This is a genomic window from Streptomyces sp. Y2F8-2, from assembly GCF_014905555.1.
GTDB classification, from domain to species: Bacteria; Actinomycetota; Actinomycetes; order Streptomycetales; family Streptomycetaceae; genus Streptomyces; species Streptomyces cynarae.
This window is the reverse complement of the sequence record NZ_BNGS01000014.1, coordinates 162,469-184,706: the sequence shown is the minus strand read 5'-3', so window position 1 is coordinate 184,706 and position 22,238 is coordinate 162,469. Positions and strand designations below refer to the sequence as shown.

The window sequence follows — 22,238 nt, the reverse complement described above, 5'->3', positions numbered from 1 at the left end:
CGGACCGCACTGCCGTGTATGAGGCATCTCGATGTCACCACGGCAGCCTCAGGGAGGTAGGGTCGTAGGCGGTCGGGGACATCCCATACAGCTCGCCGGCGTCGAACCCGGCGTACCAACGAGGAGATCGGTTCGTGACGATCCGCGTAGGCATCAACGGCTTTGGCCGCATCGGTCGTAACTACTTCCGCGCGCTGCTGGAGCAGGGTGCAGACATCGAGATCGTGGCTGTCAACGACCTGGGTGACACCGCGACCACCGCTCACCTGCTGAAGTACGACACCATCCTCGGCCGCCTCAAGGAGGAGGTGTCCCACACCGAGGACACCATCACCGTCGGCGGCAAGACCATCAAGGTCCTGTCCGAGCGCAACCCCGCCGACATCCCGTGGGGTGAGCTGGGCGTCGACATCGTCATCGAGTCGACCGGCATCTTCACCAAGAAGGAAGACGCCGAGAAGCACATCGCCGGTGGCGCCAAGAAGGTCATCATCTCGGCTCCGGCCAAGAACGAGGACGTCACCATCGTGATGGGCGTCAATCAGGACAAGTACGACCCGGCGAACCACCACGTCATCTCCAACGCCTCCTGCACCACCAACTGTGTGGCGCCCATGGCGAAGGTCCTCGACGAGAACTTCGGCATCGTCAAGGGTCTGATGACCACGGTGCACGCGTACACGAACGACCAGCGCATCCTGGACTTCCCGCACAAGGACCTGCGCCGCGCCCGTGCCGCCGCCGAGAACATCATCCCGACCACCACCGGCGCCGCCAAGGCCACCGCCCTGGTCCTGCCGCAGCTCAAGGGCAAGCTGGACGGCATCGCCATGCGCGTCCCGGTCCCGACCGGCTCGGTCACCGACCTGGTCGTCGAGCTCGGCCGTGAGGTCACCAAGGAAGAGATCAACGCCGCCTTCCAGAAGGCCGCCGAGGGCGAGCTGAAGGGCATCCTCGAGTACACCGAGGACGAGATCGTCTCCTCCGACATCGTCAACGCCCCGGCGTCCTGCACCTTCGACTCCTCCCTGACCATGGTCCAGGAGGGCAAGAACGTGAAGGTCATCGGTTGGTACGACAACGAGTGGGGCTACTCCAACCGCCTCGTCGACCTGACGGTCTTCGTCGGCAACCAGCTCTGATCGCTTCAAGCAGGCATCCCATGCGGTAGCAGGGCTCGGGCAGCGCACGGTCGCGCTGCCCGAGCCCTGACGCACGTGCGGCGAGCCCCGGCGCGCCCACGGATCGATCGGCCCGGACCGGCCGTCCGGACCGATCAGCCCTCGTTACGATCAAGAGCTTTCCCCAGGAGTCCGACCCATGAAGACGATCGACGAACTTCTCTCCGAAGGCGTGGACAACAAGCGGGTCTTCGTCCGCGCCGACCTCAACGTGCCGCTCGCCGACGGCCTCATCACCGACGACGGCCGCATCCGTGCCGTCCTGCCCACGGTCAAGGCCCTCGCCGAGGCGGGCGCCAAGGTGGTCGTCGCCTCGCACCTGGGCCGCCCCAAGGGCGCCCCGGACCCGGCCTTCTCCCTGCTGCCCGCCGCCGAGCGCCTCGGTGAACTCCTCGGGGCGCCCGTGACGTTCGCCCAGGACACCGTCGGCCCCGCCGCCCACGACGCGGTCGACGGCCTGCAGCCGGGTCAGGTCGCGGTCATCGAGAACCTGCGCTTCAACCCCGGCGAGACGTCCAAGGACGACACCGAGCGCGGTGAGTTCGCGGACCGGCTCGCCGCCCTCGCCGATGTGTACGTGAGTGACGGCTTCGGCGCGGTCCACCGCAAGCACGCCTCCGTCTACGACCTCCCGGCCCGGCTGCCGCACTACGCCGGCTACCTCATCGCCACCGAGGTCGGCGTACTGAAGAAGCTCACCGAGGACGTCCAGCGGCCCTACGTCGTCGCTCTCGGCGGTGCCAAGGTCTCCGACAAGCTGGCCGTCATCGACCAGCTGCTCGGCAAGGCCGACCGCCTCCTCGTCGGCGGCGGCATGGCGTACACCTTCCTCAAGGCCAAGGGCTACGAGGTCGGCAAGTCGCTGCTGCAGGAGGACCAGATCCCGGCCGTCCAGGAATACATCGAACGCGCCGAGAAGACCGGCGTCGAGCTGGTCCTGCCCGTCGACGCCCTGGTCTCGCCCGACTTCCCGGACCTGAAGACGAAGGCCCCGGCCAACCCCACCGCCGTCGCCGCGGACGCGATCCCGGCCGACCAGGAGGGCCTGGACATCGGTCCGGAGACCCGCAAGCTGTACGCCTCGAAGCTCGCCGACGCGGCCACCGTCTTCTGGAACGGCCCGATGGGTGTCTTCGAGCACCCCGACTTCGCCGAGGGCACCAAGGCGGTCGCCCAGGCCCTCGTCGACTCCCAGGGCTTCACCGTGGTCGGCGGTGGCGACTCCGCCGCGGCCGTCCGCATCCTGGGATTCGACGAATCGGCATTCGGTCACATCTCGACCGGTGGCGGCGCCTCCCTCGAGTACCTCGAGGGCAAGACGCTCCCCGGCCTCGCCGCACTGGAGGACTGAACCTTGGCAGCATCGATTTCTTCCGGGCGCACGCCGCTGATGGCGGGCAACTGGAAGATGAACCTCAACCACCTCGAGGCCATCGCCCACGTCCAGAAGCTCGCCTTCGCCCTGGCGGACAAGGACTACGAGGCCGTCGAGGTCGCCGTCCTGCCGCCCTTCACGGACCTGCGCTCCGTGCAGACCCTGGTCGACGGGGACAAGCTCAAGATCAAGTACGGTGCCCAGGATCTTTCGGCGCACGACTCCGGTGCCTACACCGGTGAGATCTCGGGCTCCATGCTGGCCAAGCTGAAGTGCACCTACGTGGTGATCGGGCACTCCGAGCGCCGCCAGTACCACGGCGAGAGCGACGATCTTGTGAACGCCAAGGTCAAGGCCGCCTACAAGCACGGCCTGACCCCGATCCTGTGCGTCGGTGAGGAACTGGAGGTCCGCGAGGCGGGGGAGCACGTCACCCACACGCTCGCCCAGGTCGAGGGCGGTCTGAAGGACCTCCCGGCCGAGCAGGCCGAGAGCATCGTGATCGCCTACGAGCCCGTCTGGGCCATCGGGACCGGCAAGGTCTGCGGCTCCGACGAGGCACAGGAGGTCTGCGCGGCGATCCGCGGCAAGATCGCGGAGCTGTACTCCCAGGATGTGGCCGACAAGGTGCGCATCCAGTACGGCGGCTCGGTGAAGTCCGGCAACGTCGCAGAGATCATGGCGAAGCCGGACATCGACGGCGCGCTGGTCGGCGGCGCCTCGCTCGACGCCGACGAGTTCGTCAAGATCGTCCGCTTCCGCGACCAGTAAGTGCTTCCCGGGGGCGATCCGTCGTACTCTTGCGGGGGCAAGGTGGTCCGCCACCCTGCCCCCGTCGTCCATCCGAATCCGAGGAAGTTGGTCCAGCCGTGGTTTTGGGGTTCTCGATCGCCCTGATCGTCTTCAGCCTGCTGCTGATGCTGCTGGTGCTGATGCACAAGGGGAAGGGCGGCGGCCTCTCCGACATGTTCGGTGGCGGCATGCAGTCCTCCGTCGGCGGCTCGTCGGTCGCCGAGCGCAACCTCGACCGGATCACCGTCGTGATCGGTCTGCTCTGGCTCGCCTGCATCGTGGTGCTCGGCATCCTGATGAAGACCAACCACTAGCGTCGGTCGGCTTCGGCAGGCCGGACAAAACGCACATAAAGCACGTAACGCCCCATGTTCGGTACGGGTCTTCGGACCCGGCCTATCATGGGGCTTGCGTCTGGGGGCGGGGGTAACTCCCATCACTGGACGCGCGTTGGGCCTTACGTAGACTGAGGCGCTCGCAGCGAAGCGAAACGCCGACTCGCTTCGCGGCACCATCACGCAGGGAGTTACGACCGTGGCAAGTGGCAACGCGATCCGAGGAAGCCGGGTCGGGGCGGGGCCGATGGGCGAGGCCGAGCGCGGCGAGTCCGCGCCGCGTCTGCGCATCTCCTTCTGGTGCTCCAACGGGCACGAGACGCAGCCGAGCTTCGCCAGCGACGCGCAGGTTCCCGACACCTGGGACTGCCCCCGCTGCGGCTTCCCGGCCGGACAGGACCGGGACAACCCGCCGGACCCGCCGCGCACCGAGCCGTACAAGACGCACCTCGCGTATGTACGGGAGCGGCGCAGCGACGCGGACGGCGAGGCGATCCTCGCCGAGGCGCTCGCCAAACTGCGGGGCGAAATCTAGAAGTTGAACCGGCCGGGTGCCTGCGGGCACCTGGCCGGTGCGCGTTCGGTACCGCGGTTGCGCGTGCCGCCGGAACGGCCCCGAACGGGCCGCGGCCCGGCGCCTCGTGCGGCCGGGGCAGCCCCGCGCCCAGGTGCGCTCCGGAGAGTCCCCAGCGGCCTTTTCCGCAGCTCAGCCCGATTGTCAGTGGTGCCCTCTACGGTTTGTGCATCGGCGAATCGTGAGGGGGGACGATGGCAACGGTCGAGGTGGCGGGCACCCTACGGCGGCCCGCGTGGCGTGGAGGATTCGGGCGGCTGTGGACCGCCGCCGTGGTCTCCCGGTTCGGGGACGCGCTACGGACGGCCGCGCTGCCTCTGCTCGCCGTGCGGCTCACGGACGAACCGCTCGTGGTCGCCTCGGTCACCGCCTGCGGCTATGTCCCGTGGCTGCTGTTCGGCCTGCTCGGCGGGGCCGTGGCCGACCGGGTGGACCAGCGGCGGGCGATGTGGGCCGTGGACACCGTGCGGGGACTGCTCGTCGCGGCCTTCGCGCTCGCCGTGGGGCTCGGGCACGCCTCGATCCCGCTGCTCCTGCTCCTGGCCTTCACGCTCACCACCCTCCAGACCCTCTTCGACAACGCCTCCACGGCCTTGCTGCCCTCCCTGGTCGACCGCGAGGCCCTGGGCAGCGCCAATGCCCGGCTCATGACCGGACAGCAGCTCGCGGGCGGCCTGCTGGCGGGCCCGTTCGTGCCGCTGCTCCTTGCGGCCGGAGCGTTCATGCCCTTCACGGCCGACGCGGGCACCTTCCTGCTGGCCGCCGCCCTCGTCGCCTCCCTGCGGACGAAACCGGCCGATCAGGAGCCGCGCCCGTCCGGCAGCACCCTGCGTGCCGAGATCGGCCACGGGCTGCGCGCCCTGTGGCAGGACCGGGTACTGCGCGCGGCCTGCCTGGCCACGCTGCTGTGCAACATCGGCATGGGCGCTCTGATCGCCACGCTGGTGCTGCACGTGACGCGCTGGCTGCATGCCGGCGACGCCGGATACGCGGCCGCGATGACGGCGTACTCGGCAGGCAGCCTCATCGGTGGATTCGCCGCCCAGCGGATCGCGCACCGCACCGGACGCCTGCGCGCCCTGCTCGTCGCCGGCTGCGTCCAGACGGCGTGCCTGCTGCTCATCGGGACCGTCCGCCACACAGGAGCGCTGCTCGCGGGCATGCTGCTGTTCGGCGCCATGGGCATGGTGTGGAACGTCAACCAGGTCACCCTGATGCAGCACCGCAGCCCCGAGACCATGGTGGGCCGTATCGCCGCCGCCTTCCGCACCGCCTCCACGTCGGGCGCCCCGCTCGGCGCCCTCCTCGGCGGAGCCGTGGCACGGGCATACGGCCTGAACGGGCCGGCGCTGCTCACCGCCGCGCTCTTCGCACTCGCCGTCACCTCGTTGACACACGCGCGCAAGGCGGACGTACCTGTTGTTGCCCCGGAGGACGGCGTGACAAGAGGTCAGGCCGCATCGGGATCAATTAGGTTGGGACCGGCAGCGGAGCGAGCTACGCAGCAGCACAGGCAAGGAAGAAGGCTGAACTCTCAGATGAACGCAGACAGCCGTACCAGGCTCAACCAGACGCCCGAGTGGACCGCTCTGGCCAAGCACCGCGAGGAGCTCGGCGAGGTGCGGCTGCGCGAGTTGTTCGCGGCGGACCCGGGCCGCGGCAGCGGGTACGCGCTCCAGGTCGGCGATCTGCACGTCGACTACTCCAAGCACCTGGTCACCGACGAGACGCTGCGGCTGCTGCGCGAGCTGGCCGCCGCGCGGGACGTCTTCGGTCTCAGGGACGCCATGTTCCGTGGCGACAAGATCAACACCACGGAGAACCGCGCGGTCCTGCACACCGCCCTGCGCGCGCCCCGGGACGCGGTGATCGAGGTCGACGGCGAGAACGTGGTGCCCAAGGTGCACGCGGTGCTCGACAGGATGACCGACTTCGCGAACCGGGTTCGCTCCGGCGAGTGGACCGGTCACACCGGCAAGCGCATCAAGAACGTCGTCAACATCGGCATCGGCGGTTCCGACCTGGGCCCCGCGATGGCGTACGAGGCGCTGCGCGCCTACACCGACCGCGGCCTTACGGTCCGCTTCGTGTCCAACGTGGACGGCGCCGACCTGCACGAGGCCACCCGCGACCTGGACGCGGCGGAGACGCTGTTCATCATCGCCTCCAAGACCTTCACCACGATCGAGACGATCACCAACGCGACCTCGGCCCGCAAGTGGCTGCTGGGCGAGCTGAAGGCCGGCCAGGAGGCGGTCGCCAAGCACTTCGTGGCGCTGTCGACGAACGCCGAGAAGGTCGAGGACTTCGGCATCGACACGGCCAACATGTTCGAGTTCTGGGACTGGGTCGGCGGCCGCTACTCCTACGACTCGGCGATCGGTCTGTCCCTGATGATCGCCATCGGCCCGGACCGCTTCCGCGAAATGCTCGACGGCTTCCGCACCGTCGACGAGCACTTCAGGACCGCGCCCGCCGAGTCCAACGTGCCGCTGCTGCTCGGCCTCCTCGGCATCTGGTACGGCAACTTCCACGATGCCCAGTCGCACGCCGTGCTGCCCTACTCGCACTACCTGTCCAAGTTCCCCGCGTACCTCCAGCAGCTGGACATGGAGTCCAACGGCAAGTACGTCGGCCGGGACGGGCGCGAGGTCGAATGGCAGACCGGCCCCATCGTCTGGGGCACCCCGGGCACCAACGGGCAGCACGCCTACTACCAGCTCATCCACCAGGGCACCAAGCTGATCCCGGCCGACTTCATCGGCTTCGCGAACCCGGTCGCCGAACTCGCCGACGAACTGAAGGCCCAGCACGACCTGCTGATGGCGAACTTCTTCGCCCAGACCCAGGCACTGGCCTTCGGCAAGACCCCGGACGAGGTGCGCGCGGAGGGAGTGCCGGAGGAGCTGGTGCCCCACAAGACGTTCAAGGGCAACCACCCGACCACCACCATCCTCGCCAAGGAGCTGACCCCGTCGGTCCTCGGCCAGCTCATCGCCCTCTACGAGCACAAGGTGTTCGTCCAGGGCGCGATCTGGGACATCGACTCCTTCGACCAGTGGGGTGTGGAGCTGGGCAAGGTCCTCGCCAAGCGCGTCGAGCCCGCGCTGACCGAAGGCGCCGAAGTACCGGGTCTGGATGAGTCCAGCAAGGCCCTGGTCGCCAAGTACCGGGAATGGCGCGGTCGTTAGAGCGACGGGAGGGGGCGGGCGGCACCTCCGTCCGCCCCGCTGTCCCCCGGCCCCCGGCTCGCGGCTCAGGCCACCGCGCTCAACGTGTCCGCGAGCCGACGGCGGGCCGCGCGGGCCGCGGGCAGGGCGGCGAGCGTGGCGGCCCCCGCCACGGCCGCGGCCCCGAACAGCAGCAGGAGGACGGGGGAGGGGCCCCGGGCCAGCCCGGAGCCGATGCCGCTGGAGCGGCCCTGGGCGTCGATCAGCCAGTGGGCGAGGGGCAGACCCAGCGCCGTACCGACGACCACCGCGGCCAGAGCGGTGCAGGCGGTGGCCGTGACCGTGATCGCGGTGATCTGGCGTGGGGACAGGCCTATCGCCTTGAGCGCCAGGAGGTCCCGTTCGCCCTCGCGGACGGTGCCGCCGATCGCGGTCAGCAGTTCGACGATCCCGATGAGCGCGAGCACGGCGATCAGTCCGGCGACGACTCCGCGCAGCGGTGAGAGACCGTCCGCGGGGTTCGCCACCGGGTGCACGTCCAGGTGTCCGTGGGCGGCCCTGGCCAGGTCGCCGGCGACCTGGTGCGGATCGGCGCCCGGGCGCAGCCGGAGCTCGTAGAGGGTGGGGCGCAGGCCCGGGTCGTTCTCGCGGAGGGTGTCGAGCGAGGTGGAGATGACCCGGCCGGCGTTCTCCGGTTCCATGCTGCGGCCCACTATGTGCAGGATCTGCGGCTGGTCGCCCACCGTCATCCGGACCCAGTCGCCGACCCGCACGTCCAGCAGGTCGAGCAGCCCCTGCCCGGCCACGGCCTCGTCGGGGCCCCGCGCGGCACGGCCCTCGGCGAGGGCGTAGGGGTAGGGGTTCAGGCGGGTGCCCAGGCCCCGCAAGGCGATGGTGGCCGTCTGGCCCGGCACCAGGGCGGCCACCTCGACGCCCGGGTAGGCGTCGGCGATCTGCCGCTCGTGTTCCAGCAGGGCGCGCGTGGCCGCCTCGCCGAGACCGCTGTCGGGACGCACGGTGAGGGCGGCGGCGAGGCCGACCTCGTCGGGCCTCGAATGGAAGCGGTCGATGGTGGTCCACGCGCTCATCGCCACCACGATCAGCAGCAGCGGCAGGGCGAGTCGGGCGACCGTGGCCAGCGACCGGGGACGGCGTGCGAACGCCCGGTGCCAGCCCAGGACCAGCGCGGGCGGCAGCCGCAGACCGAGGGCGCCGCGCGCCAGGGCCGTCAGACGTCCGCCGGCCGGGGCCGCGGGCCGCGGCACCGGCACCGGAGGCACCCGTCCCGCCCGCCAGGCCGCGAGCCCGGTGGTGGCGGCGATGAACAGCACCGCTCCGGCCGGGACGGCGAACAGCACCACAGTGTGTCCCGGCAGCCCCTGCCACACGCCGACCGCATCCCCGAAGCGCCCCGGGATCCGGCGGCCCAGCCCCTGGGTGAGCGCGGCCGCGGCCACCGCGCCGAGCAGGGCGTAGGCCACGTGCTGGAGCAGGAAGACGCGGACGACCTGGCCGGGTGTGAAGCCGATCGCCTTCAGCACCGAGATGTCCCGCAGGTGCCCCCGCACCCGGGTGCCGATCGCCCCGTGCACGGCGAACCCGGCGGCCACCAGCGCACCCAGACCGAACAGGCCGAGGACCTGTCCCAGCAGCCGGTTGTCGCCCTGCGCCTCGGCGCGCGCCTGCTTCCAGGTCGAGACCTCGGTGACCGCACCGGCTCCCAGCACCGTGACGGCGCGCTGGACGGCGTAGTCCGTGTCGTCCGGGTCGGACAGGCGCAGCCCGGTCACCTCTCCGCCGGCATCGCGTACGGCGGACGGCAGGGCCCAGACGAGTCCGGGCTGTTCACCGGGGCGGTAGCGGGGTTCGGCGCTGTCCGCGATGCCCACCACGGTCAGTGTCCGGGCCGTACCGGCCATCGTCAGGGTGTCCCCCGGCTCGGCCAGCAGTGCCCGGGCGAGCCGGCTCTCCAGCACCACGCCGCCCGGGTCAGCGGGATCCAGCCAGTGGCCCGAGGTGAGCAGCGGCCGGCCGACGGAGGGCCGCCCGGGGGTGGCCCGCAGCTCGACGGAGGCGCGGGTGCCGCGGGAGGCGAGGGTCGCGGACTCGGTCGGGTAGGGCCCGGCGACGGATTCGACGCCGTCCAGATGGGCGAGGGCGGCCGCGTCGGCGGAGCGGGTGGTGTGGATCCACACGTGCGCGCCGCGCGCCTGCGTGAAGACGCGCTGCCAGGGGTTGGTGGCGTACCCGAACAGGGCCGTGGCCAGCAGCAGGGAGGCGACGATGCCGGCGGTGGCGAGCACCATGAACAGTGCCTCACCGCGGTGCGTGCGCAGATCGGAGTGCGCCCAGCGCAGGGTGGCTCGCACAGGCCTCAGCCCCTGGGCCCTGGGACGGTGCCCGAGCACGTCAGGTGGTCGTACACCGCACTCAGTCCTTCAACTCCAGCACGCCGGACACACCGGAGGTCCCGGCGCGGCGCGGCGGTGTGGCGTCCAGCTCCGCGTCGTCGACGATCCGCCCGTCGAAGAAGCTGATGACGCGGTCGGCGGCGCTCGCCAGCCGGGCGTCATGGGTGACAAGTACGATGCTCTGCCCGCGCTGGTGGAAGCGGGACAGCAGCCGCATCACCTCGCGGGTGCCCTTGCTGTCGAGGCTGCCCGCGGGCTCGTCGGCGAGCAGCAGGGGCGGATGGTTGACCAGGGCGCGGGCGAGCGCGACCCGCTGCTGCTCGCCGCCGGACAGCTCGCCCGGCATGCTGCGCTCCTTGCCGGTCAGGCCCAGCTCGGCCAGCAGCGCCTCCCGCTCGGCCCGCGCCTGCTTCGGCGGCACACCGGCGAGCAGGGCGGGCAGCTCCACATTGTCCGCGACCGACAGGTCGGAGACCAGGTTGAAGAACTGGAAGACGATCCCGATGCGCTTCCTGCGCTCCACGGCCCAGCGGGCCTCGCTGTAGGAGTCGGTGCGCTCGCCGTCCAGCCAGATGCTGCCGGCGTCGGGTCGCTGCAACCCGCCGAGCAGGTGCAGCAGCGTCGACTTCCCGGCGCCGGACGGGCCGGTGACCGCCACGAACTCGCCGTGCGACAGGCTGAGGTCGACCCCGCGCACGGCGTGCGCCGGGGCTCCCTCGCCGTGGTGGGTCTTGACCAGGCCCTCGGCACGCAGCAGAGGAGTGGGGCGCTCGCTCATTCCAGCTCCTCCAGTTCCTCCTGGCACCGCTCCAGCCAGTCGAGGTCGGCCTGCAGGTGCAGCATCGCGCCCTCGATCAGCAGTTGGGCGATACGGTTGTCGCGGTCTTCGGCGGCGGCCAGTCTCGACAGGTCGCGCATGGTGTTGAGGTACTGGCGCCGCTGCTTGTTGATCAGGGCGATCTGGTCGGCGAGACCGGTCCGCGGGGCGAGGGCCAGCTTCATGAAGAACTCGTCCCGTACCCGCGGCTCGTCCTCGGTCTCCTCGAACCAGGCGTGCAGCGCCTCCCGCCCGGCGTCTGTGAGGTGGTAGACCTTTTTGTTGGGCCGGCTGGACTGCTCGACGTCCTCGCCCTCGATCAGTCCCGACTTCTCGAGGCGGCCGAGGGTCACGTAGATCTGGCCGACGTTCGGCTGAGGGTACGCGGAGCCCAGCACTTGCTCAAGGTCCTGCTTGAGCTCGTAGCCGTGGGCGGGGCCGCGTGCGAGGAGTGCCAGGAGGGGCAGGCGCACTCGTGCTGTCCTCCTGTCTGCTCACAATGTGCTCCAGGCCCTAGTATCGCCCATACCTAACAGGTATACATGGCCTCTGACTCCTGGGCGAGGGTGCCCGGAGCCATGTGCGTGTGTACAGGGAGGAACCTATGCGGTGGATACGCGCCGCCGGTAGGTGCCTCCTCGTCCTCGCCGTGGTCATGACCGGTTACGTGGCCTCCGGTGCCCGCGCCGACGAGGGGAGTGCCGGGGGCCGTGGCCCGCTCACCCTGGCCACCGCGGGAGATCTCACCGGCTACCTCGGCCCGCTCCTTCAGGGCTGGAACCGCACCCACCCCGACGAGAAGGTCACCCTCGTCGAGCTGCCGGACTCCGCCGACGAGACGCATGCGCAGATGACCACCGACCTGCGCGGCGGCGACCGCAGCCGGTTCGACGTCCTGAACATCGACGTCGCCTGGACCTCCGAGTTCGCGGCAGCCGGCTGGATCCGTCCGCTGCCGCGCGACCGGTTCCCGCTGAGGACCTTCCTGCCGCCGGTCGTCGACACGGCCACCTACGACGGACAGCTGTACGCCGTCCCGTATGTCACGAATGCCGGGCTTCTCCTCTATCGCAAGGACATCCTCGCCAAGGAGGGCGTGCCGCCGCCGCGCACCTGGGCCGAACTGGAGCACGACGCGAGGACCATCGCGCCCAAGTACGGGCTCGGCGGCTATGCGGGCCAGTTCCTGCCCTACGAGGGGCTCACCGTCAACGCGGCCGAGGCCGTGTACTCGGCGGGCGGCACCATCCTCGGCGAGGAGGGCGCCCGCGTCACCGTGAATTCCGACGCGGCCCGCCAGGGCATCGGGTTCCTCGCCCGCGGCGTCCGCGAGGGCTGGATTCCCAAGCAGGCGCTGACGTACAAGGAGGAGGAGTCCAAGCAGGCCTTCCAGGACGGCCGGCTGCTCTTCCTGCGCAACTGGCCGTACGCGTACGTCGCCGCCTCCGCCCCGGGCTCGAAGGTGGCCGGGAGGATCGGCGCCGTCCCGCTGCCGGGGCCCGACGGGCCGGGGACGAGTGTTCTCGGCGGATCCAACCTGGCCGTCAACACCCATGCACACCACCCCGAGTCGGCCGCGCGTCTGATCGCGTACCTCACCAGCGAGGGCGTCCAACGCCAGGTCCTCACCCGTGGCGCGCTGCCACCCGTGCGCGCCGCGCTCTACGACGACCCCGAACTCGTACGGCAGTTCCCGTATCTGCCGACCCTGCGCGCCGCCGTGCTCGCGGCCGCACCGCGCCCCAAGAGCCCGCGCTACGACCAGGTCAGCCTGGCGGTGCAGGCGGTGGTGCACGACGCGCTGACGGGGCAGGAGACGCCCGAGTCGGCAGTGCGACGCCTGGCGCGCGAGCTGGCTGCCATCTCACATCGCTAGTTACTTGTTAGGTAACGCGGACGTCTCATCTGACCGCTCGGCGCGGTGATAAGTCCGGATTTGATACCCGAACTCCTCGGTAGTTTCCGTATTGTTCGTTGACACCCTCATGAAACGGCTACTTAACATGCATGCATAACCGTTAGCACGCACAGACAGGTCAACGGGGTGAGTCCCAAGCACATCGACACCCGTCGCTGGTGGCGCGACGCAGTGATCTACCAGGTGTATGTCCGCAGCTTCCTGGACAGCACCGGCGACGGCATCGGCGATCTGGCCGGCGTCAGGGCCGGCCTGCCGTACCTGAAGAAGCTCGGCGTCGACGGGATCTGGCTGAGCCCCTTCTACCCCTCCCCGCAGCACGACCACGGCTACGACGTCTCCGACTACTGCGACGTCGACCCGCTCTTCGGCGACCTCGCCGAGTTCGACCTGCTCACGGCGTCCGCCCGGCGGCTCGGCATCAAGGTGCTCCTCGACATCGTCCCCAACCACTGCTCCAGCGAGCACCCGTGGTTCCGCGAGGCCCTCGCCTCGCCGCCCGGCAGCCCGGCCCGCGCCCGCTTCCACTTCGCCGACGGCCGCGGGCCCGACGGCTCCGAGCCGCCCAACAACTGGCACGCCATGTTCGGCGGCCCGGCCTGGACCCGGATCACCGAGGCGGACGGCCGCCCCGGCCAGTGGTACCTGCACATGTTCACGCCCGAGCAGCCCGACTGGAACTGGCGCAACCCCGAGGTCCCCGCCGAGTTCGACCGGGTGCTGCGCTTCTGGCTGGACCGGGGCGTCGACGGCTTCCGCATCGACGTCGCCGCCGGCCTGTTCAAGCACCCGGAGCTGCCCGACTCCCCGGACCCGGAGGCCGACGCCCGCACCCGCGACTCGGTCAACCCGCTGGCCTGGAACCAGCCCGAGGTGCACGACGTGTGGCGGCACTGGCGATCGGTCTGCGAGGAGTACACGGCACGCGACGGCCGCGAGCGCCTGCTGGTCGGGGAGGTCTCGGTACCGACCGCCCGCGAGCACGCGACGTACGTCCGCCCGGACGAACTGCACCAGGCGTTCTTCTTCGACCTGCTCAGCGCGCCCTGGGACCCGGACGCCTTCCGCAAGGTGATCTCCGAGGCCATGCAGGACATCGCCGGCACGGGCTCCACGGTCACCTGGGTCCTCAACAACCACGACCAGGTCCGCACCGTCACCCGCTACGGAGAACCCACCCCGCAGGGCAGCGGCCTCGGCGCCGCCCGTGCCCGCGCCGCCGCGCTGCTGATGCTGGCGCTGCCCGGAGCCGCGTACATCTACCAGGGCGAGGAACTCGGCCTGCCCGAGGTCGTCGACCTGCCCGACGACGTGCTCACCGACCCGATCTTCCGCCGCACCGGGAGCCGCGCCCGGATCCGCGACGGCTGCCGGGTGCCGCTGCCCTGGTCCGGGCAGGCCTCCCCGTTCGGCTTCACCTCCGGCGCCGAGGGGGCCAGGCCCTGGCTGCCGCAACCGGAGTGGTTCGCCGAGCACGCGACCGACCGCGCCCTCGCCGACACCCGCTCCTTCTGGCACCTGTACCGCGACGGTCTCCAACTGCGCTCCTCGCTCCCGCAGTTGGGCGAGGGCACGATGCGCTGGCTGGACACGCCGCCCGGCGTCCTCGCCTTCGTGCGCGGCGACGACCTGGTCTGCGCCGTCAACTTCGGTACCGCCCCCACACCCGCGCCGGTCTCCGGCACCGCCCTGCTGGCCAGCGGCCCCTGCCCGCCCGGGGTGCTCCCCGGCTCGACGGCGGCCTGGTGGATCAGCGACGGCACCGACCTCTGACTCCGTCCATTCCCCCCCATCCCGAAGGGACATCAACGATGATGCGACGACGTACCACCCTGCTCACCGGCTGCACCGCCCTCGCCCTCGCACTCGGCGCGACCGCCTGCGGCGGCGGCCCCGTCACCGCGGGCGGCGGTGACAAGGCCCTCAGCGGCCAGACGGTCACCGTCGCCGGTGTCTGGACCGGCAGCGAGCAGAAGAACTTCCAGAAGGTCCTGGACGCGTTCAGCGAGAAGACCGGCGCCAAGACCCAGTTCATCTCCACCGGCGACAACGTCTCCACCGTCGTCGGCAGCAAGATCGAGGGCGGCAACGCGCCGGACGTCGTGATGGTCCCGCAGGTCGGCGTGCTCCAGCAGTTCGCCAAGAAGGGCTGGCTCCAGAAGCTGTCCCCGACCACCGAGCAGTCGGTCGACAGCAACTACGCGCCGGTGTGGAAGAAGTACGGCAGCGTCGACGGCACCCTGTACGGCCTGTACTTCAAGGCCGCCCACAAGTCGACCGTCTGGTACAACCCCGACGCGCTCAACCAGGCCGGGGTCAAGCCGCCGAAGACGTACGACGAGATGCTGAAGGCCGGGCACACCGTCTCCGACTCGGGCCTCGCCGCCTTCGCGGTCGCGGGGGAGGACGGCTGGACCCTCACCGACTGGTTCGAGAACATCTACCTGTCCCAGGCCGGTCCCGAGAAGTACGACGCGCTCGCCGCGCACAAGCTCAAGTGGACCGACCCGAGCGTGGTCGAGGCACTCACCACGCTGGGCAAGCTGTTCAAGGACAAGCAGCTGATCGCGGGCGGGCAGCAGGAAGCCCTCAACACCGACTTCCCGGGCTCCGTGGAGAAGGTGTTCGGGCCCAAGCCCCAGGCGGGCATGGTCTACGAGGGCGACTTCGTGGCCGGGGTCGCGCACGACCAGTTCGGAAAGACCATCGGCAAGGACGCGGACTTCTTCCCGTTCCCGTCGGTCGACGGCGGTACGGCACCGGTCGTCAGCGGCGGTGACGCGGCGGTCGTCCTCAAGGACGGCAAGAACGCCAAGGCCGGCATGAAGCTGCTGGAGTACCTGGCGACCCCGGAGGCCGCGGCCGTGTGGGCGAAGGCGGGCGGCTTCCTGTCCCCGAACAAGAAGCTCGACCTCTCCACCTACGGCGACGACGTGACGCGGGCGACGGCCAAGTCCCTGATCGCGGCGGGCGATTCCGTCCGCTTCGACATGTCCGACCAGGCGCCGGCGGCCTTCGGCGGCACGAAGGGCGCGGGCGAGTGGAAGCTGCTGCAGGACTTCCTGCGCGACCCGTCGAACCCCAAGGCGACCGCGGCCCAGCTGGAGGACGCGGCGGCCAAGGCGTACCAGGGCTGACCGGCCATGACCGCCACGCTCGTGAATGAGGCGAGCCCGCCGACCGCCGCCGGTGCCGCCGTGAGGCGCCGCACCCGGCGGCGGGGGCGGATCATCGCCCTGCTGTTCGTGTTCCCCGCGCTGCTGCTGCTCGGTGCGCTCGTCGTCTACCCCGTGCTGTTCTCGATCGGCCGCAGCTTCTTCGACGCCTCCGGCACCCGGTTCGTGGGCGGGGGCAACTACGCCGAGATGTTCCGCGACCCGGCGACGCTGAAGGCCATCCGGAACACGACGATCTGGGTGGTCGTGGCTCCGGCGCTGCTGACGGGGCTCGGCCTGATCCTGGCCGTGCTGGTGGAGAAGGTCCGCTGGGCGACGGCGTTCAAGCTGCTGCTGTTCATGCCGATGGCGGTGTCCTTCCTCGCCGCCGGCATCATCTTCCGGCTCGCCTACGACGAGGACCCCGACAAGGGGGTACTGAACGCGGCCGCGGTCTCGATCCACGACGCGTTCAAGGGTGCGTCGTCGTATCCGACGGCGCGGGCGCGCGAAGGGCAGGGCCTGACGCAGGGCCGTGACGGCTCGTACGCGACGAGTGCGGGCGCCTCACCCGGTGACTCGGTGGCGCTTCCGATGGTCGGCGTGCTGCCCAAGGACCTGCCGAAGGACGCCTCGCCCGCGTACGCGGCGGCCGGGAAGAAGGCCGCGGCGGACGAACTGCGCGGGGTCGTCTACCTGGACTTCACGCCCGGTGGCGGCGGGAAGCAGGGGAAGGTCGACCCGCGGGAGAGTGGGCTGCCCGGGATGAAGGTCGAGGCCGTGCGCGACGGACGGACGGTGGCCGGTACGACGACGGCGGCCGACGGCTCCTTCCGCTTCCAGGGGCTGAAGCCCGGCTCGTACACGGTGAAGCTGCCGTCCTCGAACTTCGCGGCGCCGTACCAGGGCGTGTCCTGGCTCGGGCCGACGCTGGTCACGCCGGCGATCATCGGGGCGTACCTGTGGATCTGGACCGGCTTCGCGATGGTGCTGATCGGCGCCGGGCTGTCGACGCTCCCGCGGGACGCGCTGGAGGCGGCGCGGATGGACGGGGCGAACGAGTGGCAGATCTTCCGGCGGATCACGGTGCCGCTGCTGGCACCGGTGCTGACCGTGGTCTTCGTGACCCTCGTCATCAACGTGATGAAGGTGTTCGACCTCGTCTACATCATCGCGCCGGGGCCGGTGCAGGAGGACGCGACCGTGCTCGCCACCCAGATGTGGCTGGTGTCGTTCGGCGGCGGCAACAACCAGGGCCTCGGCAGCGCGCTGGGTGTACTGCTCCTGCTGCTGGTGATCCCCGCGATGGTCTTCAACGTCCGGCGTTTCCGAAGGAGTCAGCGATGAACGCGGTGAGGCGGGGGCTGGGCAACGGGCTGGTGCAGGCCTTCCTGGTGGTGGTCGGCCTGATCTGGCTGACCCCGCTGGCGGGGCTGTTCGTGTCGTCGCTGCGGTCGTCGGAGGACACGGCGAAGGGCGGCTGGTGGACAGCGCTGGTCAGCCCCGGGCAGCTGTCCTTCGACAACTACTCGACGCTGCTGAAGAACGCCGGGATCACGCAGGCCTTCTGGAACACCGTGCTGATCTCGGTGCCGGCGACGGTGCTGGTGGTCGTGCTGGCGGCGCTCGCCGGGTACGCCTTCGCGTGGCTGGACTTCCCCGGGCGGGAGCCGCTGTTCCTGCTGGTGGTGGCGCTGCTGGTGGTGCCGGTGCAGATCGGTCTGCTGCCGGTGGCGAAGCTCTTCGGCGCGCTGGGCCTGTTCGGGACGATCCCCGGCGTCGTCCTCTTCCACGTCGCGTACGGGCTGCCGTTCGCGGTGTTCCTGCTGCGGAACTACTTCGCGGAGATGCCGAAGGAGATGCTGGAGGCGGCGCGGATGGACGGGGGGAGCGAGTGGCGGATCTTCACCCGGCTGGTCCTGCCGGTGGGGCGGCCCGCGATCGCGAGCCTCGCCATCTTCCAGTTCCTGTGGGTGTGGAACGACATGCTGGTGGCGCTGCTGTTCGCGGACAGTTCCTCACAACCGCTGACGGTCGCACTCCAGTCCCAGATACGGCAGTTCGGCAGCAACATCGATGTACTGGCGCCGGGCGCCTTCCTGTCACTGATCGTGCCGGTGGTCGTGTTCTTCGCGTTCCAGCGGCACTTCGTGCAGGGGGTGATGGCGGGCTCGGTCAAGTGACCGAGCCACGCGACGGCGCCTCGTGCGGGGGCAGGCCTGGGAGTCGGCCGCCCCCGCTCACGCGTACGTCCAGCGCCAGGCGCCCGCGCCGGGCGCACCTGATCCGCCGTACTGCCCGCGTTGGTGGTCAGTGCCCCGACGTCGCTACGGCAGAACTGCCCACGTGGTAGCAGTTGCCCGCGTTGCGACGCAGGCGGGCCGCAGCCACGTGTGTCCGTGCCGCGGCCGGATGCCGGCCGGTCGTCACGTGCGCCGGTACCGTTTCGGGTCGTCCTCCCGGGACGGCGCGGCGTCAGCCGTGGAAGGTGATGTAACCGTTGCCGTCCCGGTCGTTCTGGGACTTGGTGTAGGCGTGGGTGTCCGCGTGGGCACCGGACGGCTTGTACAGGTAGATGGTGTCCTTGTCGTTGTTCCAGATGAAGTTGCAGTTCTGGCGGTAGACGACGTTCCCGGCGTCCGAGTCGGTGCCGTGGCCCCCGCGCAGGTTCACGTAGTCGCCGGGCTGGAGGTAGTGGTTGGCGGGGAAGGTGAACCGGTTGCCGACGGCGTCCTTGACGACGTAGCCCTTCAGGTTGACCGTCGTGCTGCGCGAGTAGTTCTTGATCGTGAGGTACTCGTTCTTGGTGTTGCCCGTACGGCAGTTGTTGGAGTCCCGCCCCGGTGCGTCGTACTGGACGCCCTTGATCTTCAGGGCGGAGGAGTACTCGGTGGCCTGGGCCGGGCTCGCGACGACGACGGCGAGCGCTGCGGCCGTGACGGCGGTCAGTGCGAAGCGTATACGCATGAGGTCCCCCCTCAGTGGTGCGGTTGATGCGCCAGGAGCCTACACAAAGTTGACCAGTGCATGAATGTCTGGTGCAGAAAATGTGAAGGCTCGTGAGGGGGTCAACTGAGGCGACGGGGGCGGCAGTCGGGTCATCCGCTGCCGCCCCCGTTCCTCACGGCGACGCAGGTGGGTACAAAGAGCGCGGTAGCTTCGACGCCGCCGCCGCGTCCAGCAGCCACAGCGTGCGCGAGCGGCCGTGCGCGCCGGCCGCCGGCGCCTGGATCTCGCCGGCGCCCGACAGGGCGATGGCCGCCGCCTGCGCCTTGTCCTCGCCCGCCGCCAGCAGCCACACCTCGCGCGCCGCCCGGATCGCCGGCAGCGTGAGGGAGATACGCGTGGGCGGCGGCTTCGGCGCGCCGTGGACGGCGACGACCGTTCGTTCCGTTTCCCGCACCGCCGGCAGTTCCGGGAACAGCGACGCCACATGCGTGTCCGGGCCGACGCCCAGCATCAGTACATCGAAGGTGGGCACCGAGCCGTGGTTCTCGGGACCCGCGGCACGGGCCAGTTCCGCCGCGTACGCCTCGGCCGCGGACTCCACGTCCGCACCGTACGGGCTGTCGGACGCGGGCATGGCGTGCACGCGCTTGGGGTCCAGCGGCACGGAGTCGAGCAGAGCCTCCCTGGCCTGGGTCACGTTGCGCTCCGGGTCGCCCTCCGGCAGGTACCGCTCGTCGCCCCACCACAGGTCCAGGCGGCCCCAGTCGACGGCGTCCCGGGCCGGTGCGGCGGCGAGCGCGGCGAGCAGGCCGTTGCCGTTGCGGCCACCGGTGAGCACGACCGACGCCGAGCCGCGTGAGGCCTGCGCGTCCACGATCTTCGTGATCAGCCGGGCCGCCGCGGCCTGGGCCATCAACTCCTTGTCGCGGTGCACGACGAGCTGGGGAGCAGTCACTTGGCGGCCGCCTTCTTCGCCGGGGCCTTCTTGGTGGCCTTCTTCGCGGGTGCCTTCGCGGCCGTCTCCACGGGGGCCTCGACCGCCTCCGGCTCCTGAGCCGCAGGCTCGCCTGCCACGGGATCGCCGGCCACGGACTCGTCGGCCTCCGTGTTCAGCCGGTCCACCCCGTACCGCAGCGCCGACGCGTACGTGTCGTCCGGGTCCAGCCGCCGCAGCTCCTCCGCGATCAGCTCGGCCGTCTCCCGGCGCTTGAGCGCCACGGCACGGTCCGGCTGACCCTGGATGGACAGGGTCGCGAGCGAGCCGTCCGCGCGGCCCAGCGTGATCGGGCCGCAGCTCGTCTCCATGCGGACCGCGGTCAGGCCGGGGCCGGAGGAGAGCGAGCGCTTCACCGGGACGTGCAAGCGGTCCGCCAGCCACATCGCCAGGAGTTCGCAGCTCGGGTTGAACTCCTCGCCCTCCACCTCGACCTTGCGCACCTCGCAGGTGACCTGGTCGAGGGCCGCGGCCAGCATCGACCGCCAAGGCGTGATGCGGGTCCACGACAGGTCCGTGTCGCCGGGTGTGTAGGCATCGGCCCGGGCGCTCAGCTCCTGTACCGGCGCCTGCGCCGTGTAGGAGTCCGTCACCCGGCGCTGCGCGAGGGCGCCGAGCGGATCGTTCGCCGGGTCGAGCGGTGCGTTCACCGGCCACCAGGCGACGACCGGCGCGTCCGGCAGCAGCAGCGGCAGCACCACGGACTGGGCGTGGTCCACCACCTCGCCGTACAGCCGCAGCACCACCGTCTCGCCGGTGCCCGCCTCCGCGCCCACCCGCACCTCCGCGTCCAGACGCGAGGAGGTGCGGTCGCGCGGCGAACGCGAGACGCGCTTGATGACCACGAGGGTGCGCGAGGGGTGCTCGCGCGAGGCCTCGCTCGCGGCTTTCAGCGCGTCGTAGGCGTTCTCCTCGTCGGTGACGATGACCAGCGTGAGCACCATGCCGACGGCGGGCGTGCCGATCGCTCGGCGGCCCTCCACCAGCGCCTTGTTGATCTTGCTGGCCGTGGTGTCCGTGAGGTCTATCTTCATGGCCGGCGCCAGCTCCGTCCGTCTCGCTGAAGCATCTCGTCCGCCTCGACGGGCCCCCAGGTTCCGGCCGGGTACTGCGCGGGCCTGCCGTGCTTGTCCCAGTACTCCTCGATCGGGTCGAGGATCTTCCAGGACAGCTCGACCTCCTCGGTCCGCGGGAAGAGGTTGGCGTCACCCAGCAGTACGTCCAGGATCAGGCGCTCGTACGCCTCCGGGCTGGACTCCGTGAAGGACTCGCCATAGGCGAAGTCCATGGACACGTCCCGGATCTCCATCGAGGTGCCGGGCACCTTGGAACCGAAGCGCACGGTGACGCCCTCGTCCGGCTGGACGCGGATGACGACCGCGTTCTGGCCCAGCTCCTCGGTGGCCGTGGTGTCGAAGGGGGAGTGCGGGGCCCGCTGGAAGACGACCGCGATCTCCGTCACCCTGCGGCCCAGCCGCTTGCCGGTGCGCAGGTAGAACGGCACGCCCGCCCAGCGGCGGTTGTCGATCGCCAGCTTCACCGCGGCGTAGGTGTCGGTCTTCGACTTCTTGTCGATGCCCTCTTCCTCGAGGTACCCGATGACCTTCTCGCCGCCCTGCCAGCCGGCCGCGTACTGCCCGAACACGGTCGAGGCGCCCAGGTCCTTCGGCAGCCGGACCGCGCCGAGCACCTTGGTCTTCTCCGCGGCGAGCGCGTCGGCGTCGAAGGAGGCGGGCTCCTCCATGGCCGTCAGCGCCAGCAACTGGAGCAGGTGGTTCTGGATGACGTCCCGGGCGGCACCGATGCCGTCGTAGTAGCCCGCGCGGCCGCCGATGCCGATGTCCTCCGCCATGGTGATCTGCACATGGTCCACGAAGGACCGGTTCCAGATCGGCTCGAACATCGTGTTGGCGAAGCGCAGCGCCAGGATGTTCTGGACGGTCTCCTTGCCCAGGTAGTGGTCGATGCGGAAGACCTGGTCCGGGGCGAAGACCTCGTGCACGACCTTGTTGAGTTCCTCGGCCGACTTCAGGTCGTGGCCGAACGGCTTCTCGATGACCGCGCGCCGCCAGGAACCGCCCGACTGCTCGGCCAGGCCGTGCTTCTTCAGCTGCTGGATGACGACCGGGAAGGACTTCGGCGGCACGGAGAGGTAGAAGGCGAAGTTGCCGCCCGTGCCCTGCGCCTTGTCGAGCTCCTCGATCGTCGAGCGCAGCCGCTCGAACGCGTCGTCGTCGTCGAAGGTGCCCTGGACGAAGCGCATCCCCTGGAGGAGCTGCTGCCAGACCTCCTCGCGGAACGGCGTGCGGGCGTGCTCCTTGACGGCGTCGTGGACCACTCTGGCGAAGTCCTCGTGCTCCCAGTCGCGGCGGGCGAAGCCGACGAGCGAGAAGCCCGGGGGCAGCAGACCCCGATTTGCCAGGTCGTAAACGGCCGGCATCAGCTTTTTACGTGACAAATCGCCCGTAACGCCGAAGATCACCAGGCCCGACGGCCCCGCGATGCGCGGGAGCCGTCGGTCCGCGGCGTCACGAAGCGGATTCGCTCCGTGTGCGGATGTCAAGATG

At 70.3% G+C, this 22,238-nt stretch carries 18 protein-coding genes and 1 pseudogene; 12 read left to right on the top strand and 7 right to left on the bottom strand.

The annotated features are described in order from the left end of the window. Positions 1 to 134: 134 nt before the first annotated feature. The 7 genes and pseudogenes from gap to pgi all read left to right on the top strand — a co-directional run bounded on the left by gap (position 135) and on the right by pgi (position 7,448). Positions 135 to 1,142 carry a type I glyceraldehyde-3-phosphate dehydrogenase gene (gene gap, locus SY2F82_RS35930; protein ID WP_200423295.1) on the top strand — a complete coding sequence of 336 codons (1,008 nt, stop codon included), beginning with the start codon at positions 135 to 137 and terminating at the stop codon, positions 1,140 to 1,142. Between the two features lie 178 nt (positions 1,143 to 1,320). Next, positions 1,321 to 2,532, top strand: coding sequence for a phosphoglycerate kinase (pgk, locus tag SY2F82_RS38575; RefSeq protein ID WP_207187656.1), 1,212 nt, complete (start codon positions 1,321 to 1,323; stop codon positions 2,530 to 2,532). 39 nt (positions 2,533 to 2,571) lie between these two features. Continuing rightward, positions 2,572 to 3,327, top strand: a complete 756-nt coding sequence (gene tpiA / locus SY2F82_RS38570) for a triose-phosphate isomerase (RefSeq protein ID WP_236041999.1) — start codon at positions 2,572 to 2,574, stop codon at positions 3,325 to 3,327. Positions 3,328 to 3,425: 98 nt separating this feature from the next. Continuing rightward, entirely contained in the window at positions 3,426 to 3,662 is a 237-nt protein-coding gene (gene secG / locus SY2F82_RS35920) for a preprotein translocase subunit SecG (protein WP_200423294.1), read from the top strand. Positions 3,663 to 3,882: 220 nt separating this feature from the next. After that, positions 3,883 to 4,218, top strand: coding sequence for an RNA polymerase-binding protein RbpA (locus tag SY2F82_RS35915; RefSeq protein WP_003957010.1), 336 nt, complete (start codon positions 3,883 to 3,885; stop codon positions 4,216 to 4,218). A 233-nt stretch (positions 4,219 to 4,451) separates the two neighbouring features. Beyond that, positions 4,452 to 5,660, top strand: a pseudogene (locus tag SY2F82_RS39325) (MFS transporter); the annotation flags it as partial. A 135-nt stretch (positions 5,661 to 5,795) separates the two neighbouring features. Continuing rightward, positions 5,796 to 7,448, top strand: a complete 1,653-nt coding sequence (gene pgi / locus SY2F82_RS39320) for a glucose-6-phosphate isomerase (protein ID WP_236041998.1) — start codon at positions 5,796 to 5,798, stop codon at positions 7,446 to 7,448. 65 nt (positions 7,449 to 7,513) lie between these two features. Here pgi and SY2F82_RS35905 read toward each other — a convergent pair whose 3' ends face one another. The 3 genes from SY2F82_RS35905 to SY2F82_RS35895 form a co-directional block, all read right to left on the bottom strand. Next, positions 7,514 to 9,796, bottom strand: a complete 2,283-nt coding sequence (locus tag SY2F82_RS35905) for an FtsX-like permease family protein (RefSeq protein ID WP_200423292.1) — start codon at positions 9,794 to 9,796, stop codon at positions 7,514 to 7,516. A gap of 61 nt (positions 9,797 to 9,857) precedes the next feature. Then, a complete protein-coding gene (locus SY2F82_RS35900; protein WP_200423291.1) occupies positions 9,858 to 10,616 on the bottom strand; it encodes an ABC transporter ATP-binding protein in 759 nt (252 codons plus the stop codon). After that, a complete protein-coding gene (locus tag SY2F82_RS35895) occupies positions 10,613 to 11,128 on the bottom strand; it encodes a PadR family transcriptional regulator (protein WP_200423290.1) in 516 nt (171 codons plus the stop codon). The genes SY2F82_RS35900 and SY2F82_RS35895 overlap by 4 nt, the downstream gene beginning before the upstream one ends. A 131-nt stretch (positions 11,129 to 11,259) precedes the next feature. Here SY2F82_RS35895 and SY2F82_RS35890 point away from each other — a divergent pair, with 131 nt between their 5' ends. The 5 genes from SY2F82_RS35890 to SY2F82_RS35870 all read left to right on the top strand — a co-directional run bounded on the left by SY2F82_RS35890 (position 11,260) and on the right by SY2F82_RS35870 (position 17,911). Next, on the top strand, positions 11,260 to 12,531 hold the full coding sequence (locus SY2F82_RS35890; RefSeq protein WP_200423289.1) for an ABC transporter substrate-binding protein: 1,272 nt from the start codon (positions 11,260 to 11,262) through the stop codon (positions 12,529 to 12,531). A 168-nt stretch (positions 12,532 to 12,699) separates the two neighbouring features. Beyond that, the gene (locus tag SY2F82_RS35885) at positions 12,700 to 14,346 is read left to right on the top strand and encodes a glycoside hydrolase family 13 protein (RefSeq protein WP_236041989.1); all 1,647 of its coding nucleotides are present in this window, start codon (positions 12,700 to 12,702) and stop codon (positions 14,344 to 14,346) included. A gap of 38 nt (positions 14,347 to 14,384) precedes the next feature. Beyond that, on the top strand, positions 14,385 to 15,710 hold the full coding sequence (locus SY2F82_RS35880; RefSeq protein ID WP_200423288.1) for an ABC transporter substrate-binding protein: 1,326 nt from the start codon (positions 14,385 to 14,387) through the stop codon (positions 15,708 to 15,710). 6 nt (positions 15,711 to 15,716) lie between these two features. Beyond that, positions 15,717 to 17,075, top strand: coding sequence for an ABC transporter permease subunit (locus tag SY2F82_RS35875; RefSeq protein WP_200423287.1), 1,359 nt, complete (start codon positions 15,717 to 15,719; stop codon positions 17,073 to 17,075). Beyond that, positions 17,072 to 17,911 (top strand): carbohydrate ABC transporter permease, encoded by an 840-nt coding sequence (locus SY2F82_RS35870; protein WP_200423286.1) that lies wholly within the window; start codon positions 17,072 to 17,074, stop codon positions 17,909 to 17,911. The genes SY2F82_RS35875 and SY2F82_RS35870 overlap by 4 nt, the downstream gene beginning before the upstream one ends. A 292-nt stretch (positions 17,912 to 18,203) precedes the next feature. Here SY2F82_RS35870 and SY2F82_RS35865 read toward each other — a convergent pair whose 3' ends face one another. From SY2F82_RS35865 to zwf, 4 genes are all read right to left on the bottom strand, one after another. Next, complete coding sequence (locus SY2F82_RS35865; protein WP_200423285.1) at positions 18,204 to 18,695, bottom strand: lamin tail domain-containing protein; 492 nt, start codon at positions 18,693 to 18,695, stop codon at positions 18,204 to 18,206. A 154-nt stretch (positions 18,696 to 18,849) separates the two neighbouring features. Further along, positions 18,850 to 19,632 (bottom strand): 6-phosphogluconolactonase, encoded by a 783-nt coding sequence (gene pgl / locus SY2F82_RS35860; protein WP_200423284.1) that lies wholly within the window; start codon positions 19,630 to 19,632, stop codon positions 18,850 to 18,852. Next, on the bottom strand, positions 19,629 to 20,705 hold the full coding sequence (gene opcA, locus SY2F82_RS35855; RefSeq protein WP_200423283.1) for a glucose-6-phosphate dehydrogenase assembly protein OpcA: 1,077 nt from the start codon (positions 20,703 to 20,705) through the stop codon (positions 19,629 to 19,631). Before opcA ends, pgl begins: the two co-directional genes overlap by 4 nt. After that, positions 20,702 to 22,234: a glucose-6-phosphate dehydrogenase gene (gene zwf / locus SY2F82_RS35850; protein WP_200423282.1), complete on the bottom strand. Its 1,533-nt coding sequence runs from the start codon at positions 22,232 to 22,234 to the stop codon at positions 20,702 to 20,704. The genes opcA and zwf overlap by 4 nt, the downstream gene beginning before the upstream one ends. Positions 22,235 to 22,238: the final 4 nt, after the last annotated feature.

What these genes read in the sequence shown, in the direction of transcription:
- pgk (WP_207187656.1), top strand. Translation starts at nt 1,321, where the DNA reads ATGAAGACGATCGACGAACTTCTCTCCGAAGGCGTGGACAACAAGCGG.
- SY2F82_RS35875 (WP_200423287.1), top strand. Translation starts at nt 15,717, where the DNA reads ATGACCGCCACGCTCGTGAATGAGGCGAGCCCGCCGACCGCCGCCGGT.
- opcA (WP_200423283.1), bottom strand. Translation starts at nt 20,705, where the DNA reads ATGAAGATAGACCTCACGGACACCACGGCCAGCAAGATCAACAAGGCG.
- SY2F82_RS35870 (WP_200423286.1), top strand. Translation starts at nt 17,072, where the DNA reads ATGAACGCGGTGAGGCGGGGGCTGGGCAACGGGCTGGTGCAGGCCTTC.
- SY2F82_RS35900 (WP_200423291.1), bottom strand. Translation starts at nt 10,616, where the DNA reads ATGAGCGAGCGCCCCACTCCTCTGCTGCGTGCCGAGGGCCTGGTCAAG.
- SY2F82_RS35865 (WP_200423285.1), bottom strand. Translation starts at nt 18,695, where the DNA reads ATGCGTATACGCTTCGCACTGACCGCCGTCACGGCCGCAGCGCTCGCC.
- tpiA (WP_236041999.1), top strand. Translation starts at nt 2,572, where the DNA reads ATGGCGGGCAACTGGAAGATGAACCTCAACCACCTCGAGGCCATCGCC.
- SY2F82_RS35880 (WP_200423288.1), top strand. Translation starts at nt 14,385, where the DNA reads ATGATGCGACGACGTACCACCCTGCTCACCGGCTGCACCGCCCTCGCC.
- pgi (WP_236041998.1), top strand. Translation starts at nt 5,796, where the DNA reads ATGAACGCAGACAGCCGTACCAGGCTCAACCAGACGCCCGAGTGGACC.
- SY2F82_RS35890 (WP_200423289.1), top strand. Translation starts at nt 11,260, where the DNA reads ATGCGGTGGATACGCGCCGCCGGTAGGTGCCTCCTCGTCCTCGCCGTG.